The sequence below is a fragment of the Mesorhizobium sp. C432A genome, from assembly GCF_030323145.1.
Lineage (GTDB): Bacteria > Pseudomonadota > Alphaproteobacteria > Rhizobiales > Rhizobiaceae > Mesorhizobium.
In genome coordinates this window covers 5,577,277-5,592,579 of sequence record NZ_CP100470.1, presented here as the reverse complement: position 1 = coordinate 5,592,579, position 15,303 = coordinate 5,577,277, and the positions used below count along the sequence as shown (strand labels likewise).

The 15,303-nt window shown below is 63.0% G+C and carries 16 protein-coding genes and 2 pseudogenes; 10 read left to right on the top strand and 8 right to left on the bottom strand.

Translation table 11 applies throughout. The features are described 5' to 3' along the window. Positions 1 to 15 precede the first annotated feature (15 nt). Positions 16 to 599, top strand: a pseudogene (locus tag NLY33_RS27490) (histidine phosphatase family protein). 72 nt (positions 600 to 671) lie between these two features. Here NLY33_RS27490 and NLY33_RS27485 read toward each other — a convergent pair. From NLY33_RS27485 to NLY33_RS27475, 3 genes are all read right to left on the bottom strand, one after another. Beyond that, on the bottom strand, positions 672 to 1,151 hold the full coding sequence (locus NLY33_RS27485) for a DUF2938 domain-containing protein (RefSeq protein WP_023706669.1): 480 nt from the start codon (positions 1,149 to 1,151) through the stop codon (positions 672 to 674). A gap of 87 nt (positions 1,152 to 1,238) precedes the next feature. Continuing rightward, positions 1,239 to 1,721, bottom strand: a complete 483-nt coding sequence (locus NLY33_RS27480) for a peroxiredoxin (RefSeq protein ID WP_023698522.1) — start codon at positions 1,719 to 1,721, stop codon at positions 1,239 to 1,241. Between the two features lie 111 nt (positions 1,722 to 1,832). Further along, positions 1,833 to 2,639 carry a protein-disulfide reductase DsbD domain-containing protein gene (locus NLY33_RS27475; RefSeq protein WP_023706670.1) on the bottom strand — a complete coding sequence of 269 codons (807 nt, stop codon included), beginning with the start codon at positions 2,637 to 2,639 and terminating at the stop codon, positions 1,833 to 1,835. Between the two features lie 215 nt (positions 2,640 to 2,854). Here NLY33_RS27475 and NLY33_RS27470 point away from each other — a divergent pair, with 215 nt between their 5' ends. Further along, positions 2,855 to 3,463: a YqgE/AlgH family protein gene (locus NLY33_RS27470; protein ID WP_023668405.1), complete on the top strand. Its 609-nt coding sequence runs from the start codon at positions 2,855 to 2,857 to the stop codon at positions 3,461 to 3,463. Between the two features lie 196 nt (positions 3,464 to 3,659). Here the strand turns inward: NLY33_RS27470 and NLY33_RS27465 are convergent, their stop codons facing one another. Genes NLY33_RS27465 through thrC form a run of 4 tightly spaced genes read right to left on the bottom strand, consistent with a single transcriptional unit; the run spans position 3,660 to position 9,867 of the window. Then, entirely contained in the window at positions 3,660 to 6,548 is a 2,889-nt protein-coding gene (locus NLY33_RS27465) for an EAL domain-containing protein (RefSeq protein ID WP_023706671.1), read from the bottom strand. Between the two features lie 3 nt (positions 6,549 to 6,551). Beyond that, positions 6,552 to 7,148, bottom strand: a complete 597-nt coding sequence (locus NLY33_RS27460) for a GNAT family N-acetyltransferase (protein WP_023668403.1) — start codon at positions 7,146 to 7,148, stop codon at positions 6,552 to 6,554. Between the two features lie 14 nt (positions 7,149 to 7,162). Beyond that, positions 7,163 to 8,455, bottom strand: a complete 1,293-nt coding sequence (locus NLY33_RS27455; RefSeq protein ID WP_023668402.1) for a M16 family metallopeptidase — start codon at positions 8,453 to 8,455, stop codon at positions 7,163 to 7,165. 14 nt (positions 8,456 to 8,469) lie between these two features. After that, the gene (gene thrC, locus NLY33_RS27450; protein WP_023709657.1) at positions 8,470 to 9,867 is read right to left on the bottom strand and encodes a threonine synthase; all 1,398 of its coding nucleotides are present in this window, start codon (positions 9,865 to 9,867) and stop codon (positions 8,470 to 8,472) included. Positions 9,868 to 9,993: 126 nt separating this feature from the next. On the opposite strand from thrC, the gene NLY33_RS27445 reads away from it, so the two are divergent. The 7 genes and pseudogenes from NLY33_RS27445 to NLY33_RS27415 all read left to right on the top strand — a co-directional run bounded on the left by NLY33_RS27445 (position 9,994) and on the right by NLY33_RS27415 (position 13,273). Then, positions 9,994 to 10,725, top strand: a complete 732-nt coding sequence (locus NLY33_RS27445) for a hypothetical protein (protein WP_023668400.1) — start codon at positions 9,994 to 9,996, stop codon at positions 10,723 to 10,725. Positions 10,726 to 10,924: 199 nt separating this feature from the next. Further along, the gene (locus NLY33_RS27440; protein ID WP_023668399.1) at positions 10,925 to 11,248 is read left to right on the top strand and encodes an ArsR/SmtB family transcription factor; all 324 of its coding nucleotides are present in this window, start codon (positions 10,925 to 10,927) and stop codon (positions 11,246 to 11,248) included. Beyond that, positions 11,245 to 11,670, top strand: a complete 426-nt coding sequence (locus NLY33_RS27435) for an SRPBCC family protein (protein WP_023668398.1) — start codon at positions 11,245 to 11,247, stop codon at positions 11,668 to 11,670. Before NLY33_RS27440 ends, NLY33_RS27435 begins: the two co-directional genes overlap by 4 nt. 57 nt (positions 11,671 to 11,727) lie before the next feature. Continuing rightward, complete coding sequence (locus NLY33_RS27430) at positions 11,728 to 12,120, top strand: VOC family protein (protein ID WP_023668397.1); 393 nt, start codon at positions 11,728 to 11,730, stop codon at positions 12,118 to 12,120. 25 nt (positions 12,121 to 12,145) lie between these two features. Beyond that, a pseudogene (locus NLY33_RS27425) lies at positions 12,146 to 12,361 on the top strand (hypothetical protein); the annotation flags it as partial. 8 nt (positions 12,362 to 12,369) lie between these two features. Further along, positions 12,370 to 12,828 carry a DUF1801 domain-containing protein gene (locus tag NLY33_RS27420; protein ID WP_023668395.1) on the top strand — a complete coding sequence of 153 codons (459 nt, stop codon included), beginning with the start codon at positions 12,370 to 12,372 and terminating at the stop codon, positions 12,826 to 12,828. Positions 12,829 to 12,841: 13 nt separating this feature from the next. Next, positions 12,842 to 13,273: a DUF1801 domain-containing protein gene (locus NLY33_RS27415; RefSeq protein ID WP_023668394.1), complete on the top strand. Its 432-nt coding sequence runs from the start codon at positions 12,842 to 12,844 to the stop codon at positions 13,271 to 13,273. A gap of 5 nt (positions 13,274 to 13,278) precedes the next feature. On the opposite strand, the gene NLY33_RS27410 is transcribed toward NLY33_RS27415, so the two are convergent. Next, positions 13,279 to 13,965 (bottom strand): HAD family hydrolase, encoded by a 687-nt coding sequence (locus tag NLY33_RS27410; protein ID WP_023706677.1) that lies wholly within the window; start codon positions 13,963 to 13,965, stop codon positions 13,279 to 13,281. A gap of 188 nt (positions 13,966 to 14,153) precedes the next feature. On the opposite strand from NLY33_RS27410, the gene NLY33_RS27405 reads away from it, so the two are divergent. Further along, positions 14,154 to 15,287, top strand: a complete 1,134-nt coding sequence (locus tag NLY33_RS27405) for a site-specific DNA-methyltransferase (protein ID WP_023668392.1) — start codon at positions 14,154 to 14,156, stop codon at positions 15,285 to 15,287. The last annotated feature ends 16 nt before the right edge of the window (positions 15,288 to 15,303 follow it).

Here is a 15,303-nt window from a genome sequence, read left to right as displayed (position 1 = left end):
AAGGGGATCTCACTCATGCCGATCGTATACTACATCACCCATCCCCAGGTTCAGATCGATGCCAACGTTCCCGTGCCGCACTGGGGCTGTCCGAGATCGGACGAGCGCGAGCATCAGCCATTCTCGATCAGCCATGGGTCGGATCGATCCGCCGTGTCGTCTCGTCGGCCGAGCGCAAGGCGATCGAAACCGCCGAGATTCTTGGCAAACACCTCGGCCTCGCGGTCGAGGTGAGGGAGCGCATGCATGAGAACGTTCGGTCGGCAACCGGCTTCCTGCCGCCGCCGGAGTTCGAGGTGGTCGCCGACCAGTTCTTCGCCAACCCGCACAAAAGCATCCGCGGCTGGGAACGGGCCATCGACGCCCAGCAACGCATTGTCAGCGAGGTCGAAACGGTGCTGGGTGCTGCCGACGGCGGCGACATTGCCTTCGTCGGCCATGGCGGCGTCGGAACATTGCTGCTGCTCTCGCTCAGCGGCCGCGCAATCAGCCGCGCGGCGGACCAGCCGGCCGGCGGTGGTAATTACTTCGCCTATGATGTCGGCACGCGCCGCGTCGTCCACGGATGGCGGCCGATAGACAGTCTGGCGCCGCGCTAAAGCGGATGTCAGGAGATCATCGATACCGTAGCCGCGATGAAGCCGCGCGCGACCAACAGATAGAACCCGTCCTCAGCGGATCAGCAGGGCCGTGCCGTAGAGGCCGAGCGCGAACACCGTGTGCGAGATCACGTTGAAGGCGCGGATCTGCATCGCGTTGGGGCGCTTTGAGGCAGCCCAGCCGCCGCCCATACCGGGCGCCAGCAGGAACCAGCCGGCGCCGATGGTGACCATGCCGAGGATGAAGGCCGGCAGGAAGGTCGGCGCGTCCAACCATGCCGTGCCCACCAGCGCCACCAGGATGAAGCCGTAGACGATGCCGGTGACATAGTGGAAAGCCCAGCCCAGCGCCTGCTCATGCGCATAGGGTGCGGCTTGGGCGATATCGTCGTGGAAAACCTTGCCTTCCCTAAGGTGCCAGACCCAGCGGCCGGGCGGCCCCCAGTTCGGCCGCGGCTGACTGAGCGCCAGATGCAGGAACAGCGCCCAAAGATCCATCAGCACCGTGGCGCCGATGCCAATCGCAATGCTGCGCCAGATGATGTCAAACATCGTCGATGTCCCCCAAAGCAGGCAATCCGGCTGGAAGCGCGTGGTCGTCAGGCCATGGCGTTCATGAGCCGAGGCGGCCGCCGCGGTTTAGAGCTGGCTCAGAATGTGAGCGGCACCCGACGTGTCGACTCCTGGCTTGGTCTCGACGTTGAGCGCGGTGACCTTGCCGTTGTCGACGATCATCGAGAAGCGCTTCGAGCGCAATCCCATGCCGCCGCTGGAATAGTCGGAGTCGAGGCCGATCGACCTGGCGAAGTCGCCATTGCCGTCGGCGAGATAGAGGATCTTGCCTTGACCGCCGGTGAAATTGGCCCAGGCGCCCATGACATGGACATCGTTGACGGACACGACGGCGATGGTGTCGACGCCGCGGGCCAGGATGGCATCGTGGTTCTCGAGATAGCCCGGCAGATGATTGTTGCTGCAGGTCGGCGTGAAGGCGCCTGGAACGCCGAACAGCACGACCTTCTTGCCCGCGAAAATCTCGGCCGAGGTGATCACCTTGGCGCCGTCGGCGGTCATTTCCTTGAAGGTCGCATCGGGCAGTTTGTCGCCAACGGCAATCGTCATGATGGTCCTCGTGTGAAAAGCAGGGAAGGTTTCTTGCGATAGCGAAATCGGGCATCTCCCGCAACCGCCGACAAGGCCTGGATCAAGGGAAAGCCCGGATCGGGTTCGGTATCAGGGGAACGGCAGAACGCCCTCGACCGCGCCTTCGGCACTTGTCAGGGTGTAATACAACCCGCCATCGGTCGGTGTCGTCGACGGCCGGTCGAGGATCGGAATGGTAAATACCAGCCGGCCGTCCTTTTCGCTGCGTGCAGGCGCCCCGAACATATAATCGCGTCCCCCGGCGACGAATAAATCCGCCGCCTCCGGATCTCCGGGAAAAGTCGCCTCGACCATCAGCGTCTCATGGTCGCCCGGCAGCACCTTGATCCCGAAATCGGGCTTGGCAGGCGCGGGCAAGGTGGCGAGTGCAGCCTTCACCAGCGCCGCATCCTCGGCATTGTCGGGATCGGCGGCGGGATCGACGCTCAGCCGCGTCTGCACCGGAATACAGATCGTCTCGCAGATGCCAAGAAAGATGTCGGCATCGATGACGGCCGCATCCCCAGGCGACGACAAAGTGAATGTCACCGGCAGCGAGACCGGATGGTTGTAGCCGGCCCATTTGCCGTAGCCGTCGTCATGGCGCTGCGGCGGCGGGAAGGAAAACGCCGCATCGGTGATGTTGGTGCTGGCCGAAACGTCGATCTGCGGCGGCACGCCGGCGTCGCCCGGATCGCGCCAATAAGTTTTCCAGCCGGGCTTGAGCGCGATGTCGAGCACGCCCTGTATGCGACCGGCCTCGTCGGCCTTGCCTGTTGTCACCAGCCGCACCTTGCCGCCTTCGCTGTTGTACCATTCCGACGAGGAGGCGGCGGCGGGCAGGACTGCTCCGCATCCGATAGCAATACCGAGCAGCAGGATTTTCAAGCTTTGCATGGCGTTGATTTGATCGTCAGTTCATGGCCGCGCAATGTTTTCATGGCGCTCTGCGTATCATATTTGCGTGACCTTCGGGCAAGGAACAGTTGGCTTCAAGCAATCGGCCGAGTGAAGTTCGCAGTCAAGATTCCGTTGTTCCAACCGTTGGGCTTTGGCCGAATCGCACGCGGCGCATCTTTTCGGCGTCCCGGAAACGCGTTACGCTCCAGTCCATGGACTTGTTGCGCCACAAAAAGACAGCCGGTGGACGCGGCTTTCTTGACGACCAGTTCCTGATTGCCATGCCCGGCATGAAGGACGATCGCTTCACGCGCTCGGTCATCTACATCTGCGCGCACAGCGATGAAGGCGCCATGGGCCTGATCATCAACCAGACGCAACAGATGCTGTTTCCCGATCTTCTGGTGCAGCTCGGCATCATGAACGAGCAGGAGGCGATCAGGCTGCCGGCGCAGGCTCGCGACTTCGTCGTGCGCAATGGCGGCCCCGTCGACCGTAGCCGCGGCTTCGTCCTGCACTCGGGCGACTACCGGGTGGAATCCTCGCTCACCGTCTCCGACGATATCTGCCTGACCGCGACGGTCGACATATTGCGCGCCATCTCGTCCGGCCGCGGCCCGCGGCGCGCATTGATGGCGCTCGGCTATTCCGGCTGGGGCGCCGGCCAGCTGGAAACCGAGATCGCCGAGAATGGCTGGCTGACCTGTCCGGCCACGCCGGAGCTGCTGTTCGACGCCGACATCGAGCGGAAGTACGACCGCATCCTGGCATCGATCGGGATTGATCTGGCGCATCTGAGCCTGGCCGCGGGGCACGCCTGAGGCCTCGCATTCGCCGACGTTCCGCCGAACCTTCGCGACTAGCCGAAGCCGCCCGCCACTTTCGTCATCCTAGGGTCTGCGCCGCGTCGCTGCGCTCCTTGCTTCGCCCTAGGATGACGAAGGCGCGGTCGCTTCAGCTAATTTTCGGGGTTCATTCCAATGTAACCACGCGCCTGCACGACGCATGCCTCACCCATCACGCCTGCGTCATCGGGTACTGCTCTTTCAACGCCTTCAGCACCTGGTCGCCTGGCATCGGCGCGCCGAACATGAAGCTTTGCACATACTCGCAGCCCATCTGGCGCAGTTCCAGCGCATCGCTTTCGTCGGAAATGCCCTCGGCCACCACCGACAGGCCGAGTTCATGCGCCATGTTGACCATGGATTTGAGCAGCACCGCCCGCTTCGGCGTCGCGTCGTCGACGAAGCTCTTGTCGATCTTGATGGTGTCGAAGGGGAAGCGGGTCAGATAGGCGAGCGAGGAATAGCCGGTGCCGAAATCGTCCAGCGACAGGCCGATGCCGAGCTGCTTGAGCTTGGTCAGCACATGCGAGGTCTGCTCTGGATTGTCCATGACCAGCGATTCGGTAAGTTCGAGCCGGAAGCAGCGCGGCTTCAGATTGGCGCGGGCGATGACCGAGCGGACATCGCTGACCAGGTCGCGGCGGATCAGCTGGCGACTGGACAGATTGACCGACACCGACAGCGGCGTGTCGCCGATCTGCTTTTGCCAACCGGCGAGGTCTTCGGCCGCCTGCTGCATGGCAAACAGCCCAAGCTGCACGATCAGGCCACAGCTTTCGGCGACCGGGATGAAATCGCCCGGCGGGATCATGCCGCGGCGCGGATGGTCCCAACGCAGCAGCGCCTCGAAGCCGGCAATGCTGCCGTCCTCCAGCCGTACGATCGGCTGGTAGGCAAGGGTGAACTCACGCCGCTCGATGGCGCGGCGCAGATCGGATTCGAATTGCAGCCGGTCGGTGCCGACGGTGCGGAAGGCCGGCCGGAACGGCTCGATCCTGTCGCCGCCGAAGCGCTTGGCCTGGTGCATGGCAAGCTCGGCGTCCTTGACCATGTCTTCTGCCGAAGTCTGCGCCGAGGTCCAGGTGATCAGGCCGATCGAGGCAGTCAGCACGATCTCGCGCTTGGCGAAGGTGATCGGGTTGTTGATGGCGTGCTTGATGGCGTCTGCCACCGCCGCGATGCGGGAGGGTTCCTGTTCGGAGAGCAGCATCAGGGCGAACTGGTCACCGGCAAAGCGCGACAGCGAATCCTTCGGTTTCAACAGCCGGTGCAAGCGGCGCGCAATGGTGAGCAGGATGGTGTCGCCGGCCGAGATGCCAAGCCCGTCATTGACCTGCTTGAAACGGTCGATGTCGATGACGAAGACGGTGGGGCGCACCTTCTCTTCGGTGCGCGCGATCGAGATGATGGCTTCCAGCCGGTTCATCAGAAGTTCGCGGTTGGGCAGGCCGGTCAGATTGTCGTGAACGGCATCGTGCAGCAGCCTTTCCTCGGACTTTTTCTGCTCGGTGACGTCGACCATGGTGCCGACGCAGCGAATCACTTCGCCATCCGAGCCGATCACCGGCCGCGCCCGAAGCAAGAACCAGTGGTAGTGCCCGTCGGCGCCGCGCAGGCGGAAATTCTGCGAGACCCGGCCGCGCCGATGTTCGAGCACCACGTCGAGCGTGGTGCGGAACGTGTCGCGGTCGTCGGCATGCAGCACCGGCAGCCAGTTGCGGGCCGCACCCCCCAGGCTGTTGGGCGCCAGGCCAAGCTGGATGCTGACGTCGGGCTTGGTGACGACGCGGTCGCGCAGCACGTCCCAGTCCCACACCGTGTCGCCGGAGCCGGCGACGGCCAGCGCCTGGCGCTCAAGATCGGAGAACAGGCCCTGATGCAGCGCGCCGCCGGCAAAGGCATGCTGCATGACGGTGAAGCCGATCAAAAGGATGATCAGGATCAGCCCGCCGCCCAATGCCGGCTGGGCGATGTCGTTGTCGAGCATGCCGGTGATCGCCATCCACGACCCGCACAGCCATAGCAGCACCATCACCCAACTGGGCACCAGCATGATCGCACGGTCGTAACCACGAAGACCGAGCAGGATGATGAGGCCGAGCCCGGTCAGCGCGGTGGCGGCAAAGGACAGCCGGGCAATACCGGCGGCGACGGCCGGATCGATGATGGCCACACCCGCAATCAGCACCAGACCGAGGATCCAGACCAGCGCGCCATAGCTGAAATGGCCGTGCCACCGGTTGAGGTTGAGATAGGCGAACAGGAACACCACGAAGGTCGCCGCAAGCGCCACCTCCGTTCCCGCCCGCCACATCTGCTCGTTCCCGGGCGATATCTCTATGATCTTGTTTAGAAAGCCGAAATCGACGCAGATATAGGCAAGTACCGCCCACGCAAGTGCGGCTGTCGCCGGAAACATCGAGGTTCCCTTGACGACGAAAAGGATGGTCAGGAAGAGCGCCAGCAGCCCGGCGATGCCGATGACGATGCCGCGGAACAGCGTATAGGAATTGACCGAGTCCTTGTAGGCTTCCGGCTCCCATAGATAGACCTGCGGCAGCTTCGGCGAGGCGAGTTCGGCGATGAAAGTGATCACCGTTCCCGGGTTCAGCGTCACCCGGAACACGTCGGCGTCGGAGCTTGACTGGCGGTCGAGCGCGAAGCCCTCGCTGGGGGTGATCGCGGCGATGCGGGTGGCGCCGAGATCGGGCCAGAAGATGCCGGAATTCACCAGCCGGAAATGCGGCGCCACGATCAGCCGGTCGAGCTGCTGGTCGGTGGTGTTGGCGAGCGCGAACACCGCCCAGTCGCCGCTCGAGCGCGCGTCATTGGCCTCGACCTCGATGCGCCGGACGATGCCGTCGGGACCGGGCGCGGTCGACACCTGGAAGTTTTCGCCCTGATTGACGTAGATCTGGACGGCGCGCGACAGGTCGAGCGCGACATCGTCGCGGGCAATCTTGATCGGTTCGACGGCGAAGGCCGGGAGCGCCGCGCAAAGCGTGACGACAACCGCCAGAACAAAGGCCAACAGCGACCCGTTTCGCAGGAAATTCGTCAAAAATCAGTCCTTCGTTCCAGCGCCCGGCGGATCGTCCGCGATCCGGGCGTAGAGGTAGTGGTCCTGCCAGATGCCGTTGATCCTGAGGTAGGATCGCAGAAGTCCTTCGCGCCGGAATCCGGCTTTTTCAAGCACGCGGATCGACCGGACATTGTCGGGAATACAGGCAGCTTCGATCCGGTGCAACCTCAGCGTATCGAAGGCGAAGCGGCAGACCACCTTGACCGCGTCGGTCATCAGGCCGCGGCCGCCGAACCGCTCCCCGATCCAGTAGCCGACATGGCCGCTTTGCGAGACGCCGTGGCGGATATTGCCGAGCGTAATGCCGCCTGCAAGCTTGCCGCTCGCCTTCTCGAAGATGAAGAAGGCGATGGCGGTTCCCTGCGCATAGTCTTCGCGGTAGCGGCCGATGCGCAGCCGCCAGGCGGTGCGGTCGAGTTCATCGGGCGTCCAGCGCGGCTCCCACGGTTCGAGGAAGGCACGGCTTTCGCCGCGCACCGCCGACCATTCGCGATAGTCGTTGGTGTAGGGCACGCGCAGCATGACCCGGTCGCCTTTCAGTGCCGGCAGGTCACGGCGAAAGAAAGGGAGCGCGAACACCGGCGCTTGAAGGCTTAGACGGCGAGCTTGCGGGCCGTGGTGTGCGTGCCCGCAAGCGAATCGAGAATCGCCTCATAGGGCGCGAGCGTACCCACCGGTCCAACCGCAGTCAGCGTCGGCTTGGTCGAAAACAGCCGGGACGAAAGGTCGGTCAGCCGCTCGACGGTCAGCGCCGACAGCCGTTCCATCAACTCCTCCTTGGCGATCGGCCGGCCGAACAGAAGCAGCTGCCTGGCGATCTGCGAGGCGCGGCTGGCCGGGCTTTCAGCCGACATGATCAGGCCGGCGCGGTATTGCGCGCGGGCGCGGTCGAGCTCTTCCTGAAGGATATTCTCGCCGGCCTTCTGCAGCTCGTCGATAATGACCGGCACCAGTTCGGCAATGTCGCTCTGCCCGGTCGCGGCATGAACGCCGAAGATGCCGGTATCGGAAAAACCCCAGTGGAAGGCATAGACCGAATAGCACAGGCCACGCTTTTCGCGGACCTCCTGGAACAGCCGGGACGACATGCCGCCGCCGAGGATCATCGACAGCACCTGCGAAGCGTAGAAATCGCGCACATGATAGGCTCGGCCTTCGAAGCCGAGCACGATCTGCGCGTCCATCAGGTCGCGATCCTCGCGGAAATCGCCGCCGACATACTGCGCATATTGCGGCATCGTGCTGTCGGACTTGCTGCGGAAACCGCCGAGCTGCTTTTCGACCTCGCGCACGAAATTGTCGTGCTTAATGTCGCCTGCCGCCACGATCACCATCTTCTCGGCGCCATACTGGCGCTCTATGAAATCATGCAGCTGTTTGGAGGTGAAGGATTTGACGGTTTCCGGCGTGCCGAGGATCGAGCGGCCGATCGTCTGGTGGCGGAAGGCGGTCTCGGTGAAACGGTCGAAGACGATGTCGTCGGGCGTGTCGTGCGCGGCGCCGATCTCCTGCAGGATCACATGCTGCTCGCGCTCCAGTTCCTCTGGGTCGAATTCGGACTCCTGCAGGATATCGGCAAGGATATCCACCGCCAGCGGCACATCGTCGGACAGCACCCTGGCGTAATAGGACGTCGTCTCGACTGATGTGGCGGCATTGATCTCGCCGCCGACATCCTCGATTTCCGAGGCGATCTCGAAGGCCGTCCGCCTTTTCGTACCCTTGAAGGCCATATGCTCGAGCAGATGGGCCATTCCGTGCTCGTCGTCACGCTCATTGCGGGCGCCGGACTTGACCCAGGCGCCAAGGGCAACGGATTCGAGGCTTGGAAGGGTTTCGGTGGCGACTGTCAGGCCGTTCGACAGACGGCTTACCTCAACACCCATATGGCAAGTACTCCCTAACGCGCTGCCCTTGAGTGGCGGCTCACGTAATCTTCCACCATTTTCAGGTCGGATGGAAGTACCGTGTACTTTTCGTCGGCTGACATCAAGGACCCCAGCCATGCGGGCAGGGCCGGCGACACGCCGCAGGCGGCTTCGACCGCGGCCGGGAACTTGGCCGGGTGCGCCGTGCCCAGCACCACCATCGGCACTGCACCGTCAGCCTTGCCGGCGGCGACATGCACGGCCGCGGCCGTGTGCGGATCGAGCAGATAATTGCTGGATTCGAGCGTTGAACGGATGGTGGCGGCAACCTCGTCCATATCAGCGCGTCCGGCGTCGAATTCGGACCGCATCCGGTCGATTTCTGCGGTTTCGATGGTGAAGGCGCCGGATTGCTTGAGGCCGGCCATGTAACGCCGCACCGTCTCTGCGTTACGGTCGCAGGCCTCGAACAGCAGTCGCTCGAAGTTCGACGATACCTGGATGTCCATCGATGGCGACGTCGTCGCAAACACACCCTTGGTGCGGTATTCACCGGTCGCGAAAGTGCGCGCCAATATGTCGTTGTCGTTGGTGGCGACGATCAGCCGCTCGATCGGCAGGCCCATCTTCTTGGCGGCGTAACCGGCGAAAATATCGCCGAAATTGCCGGTCGGCACGGTAAAGGAGACCGGCCTGTCCGGCGCGCCGAGCGAAAGCGCCGAGGAAAAATAATAGACGATCTGGGCCATGATGCGGGCCCAGTTGATCGAATTGACGCCCGACAGCGACACGCGATCACGAAAACCATGATCGTTGAACATATCCTTCAGCAGGCCCTGGCAATCGTCGAAATTGCCTTCGATGGCCAGCGCCTGGACGTTGGTGGCCGTCGATGTCGTCATCTGCCGCTGCTGCACCGGCGAGACGCGGCCATGCGGAAACATCACGAAAATGTCAGTTCGGTCGCGGCCGGCGAAGGCATCGATGGCGGCGCCGCCGGTGTCACCCGAGGTCGCGCCGACGATGGTTGCGCGCTGGCCGCGCTCAGTCAGTACATGGTCCATCAGCCGGGCAAGCAGCTGCATGGCAACGTCCTTGAAGGCCAGCGTCGGACCGTGGAAGAGTTCAAGGATGAACGTGTTGGCGCCGGTCTGCACCAGCGGGCAGACGGCCTGGTGGCGGAAGGTGGCATAGGCTTCTCGCACCAGGCGCTCGAAGACGGGTGCGGCGATCTCGCCGCCGAGGAACGGCGTCAGCACGCGGATGGCGAGGTCCGCATAGGGCAGGCCGCGCATGGCGCGGATCTCGGCTGCCGAAAACTGCGGCCATGTCTGCGGCACATAAAGCCCGCCGTCGCGGGCCAGCCCCGCCAGCACCGCGTCGGCAAATCCAAGCACGGGTGCATCCCCGCGGGTACTCACATAGCGCATCGTCAAGGTCCATTGCTGCCGCCGGTTCATCCACGGCAATTGGTTAATTTTCCGAGCCGGCTCAGTCGCATTTTTGCCGTGGCGTTGCTATACGTCACCAACTTTGCGAGAGGGAAGTGCAGTTTCATGGCGTTTCACAAGTTCAACCGTCGCTTTGTCGCGGGTCTGGCGCTCACCGGCTTTATGCTTGCCGCCGCCGGTTGCCAATCGAGCGACAATGGCATCCTCAATCTCGGTTTCGGCAAGAAGACCGACCCGAATGCGCCAATACCGCCGCAGGATCCCAAGGTTCTCGCCAGCCAGTTGCAGGCCTACTGCCCGAAAGTGACGGTGCGCGATGGCACCGCCTACTTCAATACCTACGCCAAGGGCGCGCCGCAGCCGAGAAAGAAAAAGGCTGATGCGGCACAGGATGCCGAGGCCGCGGCCGCCGCGCAGACGGCGCCTGACGGCTCCATCGTCGATCCGAACAAGGATCCGGCCAAGATCATCTACCAGGCCTCGATCAGCGATGTGAGCCGCGATTGCAGCCGTGCCAACGGCCAGTTGACGATGAAGGTTGGCGTTGCCGGCAAGATCGTGCCGGGACCGCTGTTCGCCCCCGGCACCATCACCATGCCGATCCGCATTGCCGTCATGCACGGCCCCGACGTGCTTTATTCGCAAATTCACCCCTATCAGATCCAGGTCAGCGATCCCTCGACCGCCACCCAATTCGTGTTCACCGATCCCAACGTCGTCGTGCCCGAACCCTCCGCCCGGGATTACACTGTCTATGCCGGCTATGACGACACCGCGCCGGCGGCGGCGGACAAGAAGTCCGGCAAGAAAAAGAAGCGCGCTCCCGCGACGAACTAAGCGCCTGGGCACCGTCGCTGCTGCGACGGTGCCGGTCAACTCTTTGAAAGATCCAAACGATCCGATCGTAATCCTGCAGGCGTGCGCCTGCGGCAGGTCGCGTCTGCGCTTTAATCTCGATCCATTCCGCCAGCGCACTTGACTCATCCATATCCCGGCGGTTATACGTCAATCAATAGCTCGCAGGTTATTGATCCCGATGCCGGACGCCCACGATACTTTGTTCAGAACGCTTGCCGACCCGACCCGGCGGGCCATCTTCGAGCGCTTGTGCCGCCAAGGTGAGCAGACCGTGGGGGCGCTGACGGCGCAGTCCGGGGTCTCGCAACCGGCGGTGTCGAAGCATCTCGGCGTCCTGAAGCTGGCCGGCCTGGTGCGTGACCGCCACGCCGGACGCCAGACCCACTACAGCGCCCAGCCCGCGGCACTTGGCCCGCTGACCGACTGGACAGTTCAAATGACTGGATTCTGGGAGAGCCGCTTCGATGATCTCGAGAGCCTGCTGAAAAGGATGGACCAGTGAGCAATCCCGAGCTGCGCACCGTCGTCGTCGAACGTGAAATATCCTGGCCGGCGGAGAAGATCTGGCGCGCGTTGACGCAGCCGCATCTGATTGAGGAATGGCTCATGAAGAACGATTTCAAGCCTGTCGTCGGCCACAGCTTCAATCTTCGCGGCGACTGGGGCGGCGTGCTCGACTGCGAGGTGCTGGCCATCGAGCAAAACAGGACGCTGTCCTACAGCTGGGATTTTGCGCATGAGGATGCCGCCTACAATCTGACGAGCGTGGTGACGTTCACGCTCACACCCACGAGCTCGGGAACCCATCTGCGCGTCGAGCAGTCGGGCTTCCATCCGAGCCAGAAGCAGGCCTATGGCGGCGCCAGGGCCGGGTGGCAGCAATTCCTCACCAAGCTGGAGCAGGTCCTGGCGAAGCCGGATTGAAGCCTGCCGGTACCATGCCCTGATCGCGGGGCACCGAATGCAAAAAGGAGTAAATCGATGAAGATCAAGCTGACCAGCGTCTATGTGGACAACCAGGACAACGCACTGCGCTTCTACACCGACGTGCTGGGCTTTGCCGTGAAGGCCGACTTCAGCAATGGGCCTTTTCGTTGGCTGACCGTCATCTCACCCGATGAGCCCGAGGGAGCCGAGCTACAGCTGGCGCTCAACGACAACCCGGCCGCCAAGGCCTACCAGCAGGCCATCTTCAAGCAGGGGCAGCCCGCGCTCATGCTGTTCACCGACGACGTCAAGGGTGATTACGAGCGCATCAAGGGACGCGGCGGTGCGTTCGCCATGGCGCCGACAGAAGTGACCGGCTCGACTATCGCCCAGCTCAACGACAGCTGCGGCAATCTCATCCAGATCACCCAACTGGCGCGTTGGTAGGCGCTGGTTTCAAGAGGAAGTTGCAATGAACTTGAGCAAATGGATACGTCAAACCCATCGTTGGCTGTCGATCATCTTCACGCTGACCGTGGCAGCCAATTTCATCACCATGGCGTTCGGGCAACCTCCGGCCTGGGTGGTCTATTCGCCGCTGCTGCCGCTATTCCTGCTGCTGTTCAGCGGCCTCTACATGTTCGTGCTGCCTTACGTCGCGAGATCGCGTGGCGAGCAGGGCGCGCAAGGTAGGACATGGCCAAGGCGCCGGGAAAATCGAAGGTCGCAAAACCGGCCCCAGACAAGCCGGAAAAGCCGGTCCTGCTTTCGGGCGGCAACCCGCAGATCCCGAAGGCCTATGGGGACGCTCCGGTGCAGGCCTATATTGCTGCCATGCCGGGCTGGAAAAGCGATGTCGGGCGCTGGATCGACGCACTTATCGTCAGCGCCGTCCCCAGCGTCTGCAAGGCGGTGAAGTGGAACTCACCGTTCTATGGCATCGAGGGCGAGGGTTGGTTCCTCAGCCTGCATTGCTTCACCAGATACGTCAAAGTCGCCTTCTTTCGCGGCACGTCGCTCGATCCTGTGCCTCCCGGCGGTTCCAGGCAAAAGGAAGTGCGCTATCTCGACATCCATGAAGGCGAAGAGATCGACGAAGCCCGCTTCGCCTCCTGGGTGAGCCAGGCCAGCCGATTGCCCGGCGAGAAGATGTGAACGGAGGCAGACCATGAAGGTCAGCATGTCGAGCAAGGACGAGGGAGGCGCCTCTGCCTCCGAGCGGATAGATGCCCGAATCCGGGAGCTGGACGATTGGCGGGGCAAGACGTTGGCCAGCCTGCGCAAGACCATCCTCGACGCCGACCCGGAAATCATCGAGGAGTGGAAGTGGATGGGCAGCCCGGTATGGTCACGCGACGGCATGATCGCCGTCGGCAACGCTCACAAGGACAAGGTGAAGCTGACCTTTTCTCACGGCGCCAGCCTGCCGGATCCCGACAGGCTGTTCAACAACGGGCTCAACGGCAAGGTGTGGCGCGCCATCGATGTGGCGGAGGGCGACGAGATCGATGCGGATGCGCTGAAAGCGCTCGTCCGTGCCGCGATTGCCTACAACAGGGCAAAGAAGAAACCGGCCAAGTCGGCCAAAGCCAAGGACTGATCGGTTCAGGCGTCCGACCATTCCGACAGAGCGGCAACCACACTTTTCAGTTCGGCCCAGCGGCGGATGACGGTTTCGGCGCCGGCTTCGGTCAGCACATCGGCATGGCCGGGATAGCTGTGCGCGGCGCCGGTGAAGCCGATCACGCGCATGCCAGCGGCCCTGGCGCCGGTGACGCCGTGCACCGAATCCTCGATGACGAAGGTGTTTGCCGGATTGGCGTTGAGTTGCTGCGCCGCGATCAGGAACACATCCGGCGCGGGCTTGGTTTTCTTGCTTGGTATTTCCAGCGCTGAAAAAATCCGGCCGGCGAAGAACGGCAGCAGGCCCACTTTCTCGAGCATGAACTCGATCCGCTCCAAGCGTGAGTTCGAGCAGACGCAGCGCGGCGCGGTGACCGCGGCGACCGCCTCGCGCACGCCGTCGATGGCGCGCACGTCGCTGCGCAGTTTGCGGTCGACCAGCTCTTCGGCCCGGTCGATCATCGAGGCCTGGAACGGGATGGCGGATTTTTGCTCGACCCGCATCATGATGTCCTTGAAGGTCAGTCCGGCATAGGTTTCGGCGTATTCCTCAGCCGAGATTTCATATCCGGCCAAGGTCAGCAATTCGGCCTCGACGCGGGCTGCGATGATTTCGGAATCGACGAGCACGCCGTCGCAATCGAAGATGACAAGATCTGGCTGGGGCATGGCAATCCGAACGAGGGAGGGTGATGGAGGCCCGGCAAGGCTCAAGCGGCGCGACATACACCAACGGGCCGGGCTGCGCAAATTGACGACGTCAGGGCTGCCTGGACCGTTGCGTCCTTCACCGAATATTTACGCTGATCGGTAACCATAATGGGGAGTAAACAGTAACGCGTGCCTTGGGTGTAAAAATGTCTGCCGTGCGTCTTCTCGCCGACCTCTCCCACGCCCCCCAGCAATCCGAGTGGCTGGACACGATCCTCAAGGGCGATTGTGTCGCCGCGCTCGACCGGCTGCCGGAAAAATCCATCGACGTCATCTTCGCCGATCCGCCTTACAATCTGCAACTCGACGGCGATTTGCACCGGCCCGACCAGTCCAAGGTCGACGCCGTCGACGATGACTGGGACCAGTTCGAGAGTTTCGAGGCCTATGACGCCTTCACCCGCGCCTGGCTCCTGGCGGCACGCCGCGTGCTGAAGCCGAATGGCACCATCTGGGTCATCGGCTCCTACCACAACATCTTCCGCGTCGGCGCCAAGATGCAGGATCTCGGCTTCTGGATCCTCAACGATGTCGTCTGGCGCAAGACCAACCCAATGCCTAATTTCCGCGGTCGCCGCTTCCAGAACGCGCATGAGACCATGATCTGGGCCTCGCGCGACCAGAAGGGCAAGGGCTATACCTTCAACTACGAAGCCATGAAGGCATCGAACGACGACATCCAGATGCGCTCCGACTGGCTGTTCCCGATCTGCACTGGCGGCGAGCGGCTGAAGAACGACAATGGCGACAAGCTGCATCCGACGCAGAAGCCGGAAGCGCTGCTCGCCCGCATCATGATGGCCTCGACCAAGCCGGGCGACATCGTGCTCGACCCGTTCTTCGGATCCGGCACAACCGGCGCCGTGGCCAAGCGGCTTGGCCGCCATTTCGTCGGCATCGAGCGCGAGCAGGCCTATATCGACGCCGCCAATGAGCGCATCGATGCCGTGCGGCCGCTGGAAACCGCCGATCTCACCGTGCTCACCGGCAAGCGCGCCGAGCCGCGCGTCGCCTTTGTCAGCCTCATCGATACCGGGCTTATGCAGCCCGGCGCCACGCTTTACGATGCCAAGAAGCGCTGGTCGGCCAAGGTACGCGCCGACGGCACGGTTGCCATCGGTGACAGCGCCGGCTCGATCCACAAGATCGGCGCCGAAGTGCAGGGCCTGGACGCCTGCAATGGCTGGACCTTCTGGCACTATGAGCGCTCGGGCGGCCTGACCCCGATCGACGAACTGCGCCGCATCGCCAGGCTCGGCATGGAACGGGCAGGGGCTTGATCTCAGGGTGTAAAGT

Excerpts from the sequence above, each read along its gene's own strand:
- NLY33_RS27445 (WP_023668400.1), top strand. The coding sequence starts at position 9,994 with ATGGCGTTTCACAAGTTCAACCGTCGCTTTGTCGCGGGTCTGGCGCTC.
- NLY33_RS27440 (WP_023668399.1), top strand. The coding sequence starts at position 10,925 with ATGCCGGACGCCCACGATACTTTGTTCAGAACGCTTGCCGACCCGACC.
- NLY33_RS27430 (WP_023668397.1), top strand. The coding sequence starts at position 11,728 with ATGAAGATCAAGCTGACCAGCGTCTATGTGGACAACCAGGACAACGCA.
- NLY33_RS27415 (WP_023668394.1), top strand. The coding sequence starts at position 12,842 with ATGAAGGTCAGCATGTCGAGCAAGGACGAGGGAGGCGCCTCTGCCTCC.
- NLY33_RS27470 (WP_023668405.1), top strand. The coding sequence starts at position 2,855 with ATGGACTTGTTGCGCCACAAAAAGACAGCCGGTGGACGCGGCTTTCTT.
- NLY33_RS27475 (WP_023706670.1), bottom strand. The coding sequence starts at position 2,639 with ATGCAAAGCTTGAAAATCCTGCTGCTCGGTATTGCTATCGGATGCGGA.
- NLY33_RS27420 (WP_023668395.1), top strand. The coding sequence starts at position 12,370 with ATGGCCAAGGCGCCGGGAAAATCGAAGGTCGCAAAACCGGCCCCAGAC.
- NLY33_RS27405 (WP_023668392.1), top strand. The coding sequence starts at position 14,154 with ATGTCTGCCGTGCGTCTTCTCGCCGACCTCTCCCACGCCCCCCAGCAA.
- thrC (WP_023709657.1), bottom strand. The coding sequence starts at position 9,867 with ATGCGCTATGTGAGTACCCGCGGGGATGCACCCGTGCTTGGATTTGCC.
- NLY33_RS27410 (WP_023706677.1), bottom strand. The coding sequence starts at position 13,965 with ATGCCCCAGCCAGATCTTGTCATCTTCGATTGCGACGGCGTGCTCGTC.
- NLY33_RS27485 (WP_023706669.1), bottom strand. The coding sequence starts at position 1,151 with ATGTTTGACATCATCTGGCGCAGCATTGCGATTGGCATCGGCGCCACG.
- NLY33_RS27455 (WP_023668402.1), bottom strand. The coding sequence starts at position 8,455 with ATGGGTGTTGAGGTAAGCCGTCTGTCGAACGGCCTGACAGTCGCCACC.
- NLY33_RS27480 (WP_023698522.1), bottom strand. The coding sequence starts at position 1,721 with ATGACGATTGCCGTTGGCGACAAACTGCCCGATGCGACCTTCAAGGAA.